1 pseudogene is annotated in these 274 nt (G+C 61.3%); it reads left to right on the top strand.

Annotated elements, in window-relative coordinates:
• Positions 1-190 (top strand): annotated as a pseudogene (gene pilO, locus SB772_RS40790) (type 4a pilus biogenesis protein PilO); the annotation flags it as partial.
• Positions 191-274 lie beyond the last annotated feature (84 nt).

Genomic DNA, 274 nt, shown 5'->3' with positions numbered 1-274 from the left:
ACTGCCGATCCAGATCACGGTGACTGGTGCCTATCACGACCTGGCGACCTTCGTCAGTGGCGTGGCCGGGCTGCCCCGGATCGTGACACTGCATGATTTCGACATCGCGCCGGCCAGCCCTGAAGGTGGTCCGAAGTTGCGCATGAGCATCCTTGCCAAGACCTATCGCTACAACGGGGCGCAGAAATGAGTCCGCTTCGTTGTGTATCGATGGTGGTGTTGTTCGCCAGCCTGGCCGCGTGTGGCAGCGATAACGACCTCGGCGACCTGGATG

Origin of the sequence: Paraburkholderia sp. SIMBA_030 (genome assembly GCF_046535245.1) — a bacterium.
Lineage (GTDB): Bacteria > Pseudomonadota > Gammaproteobacteria > Burkholderiales > Burkholderiaceae > Paraburkholderia.
The sequence above is the reverse complement of the archived record's forward strand: the minus strand, read 5'-3'. Positions and strand labels throughout refer to the sequence as shown.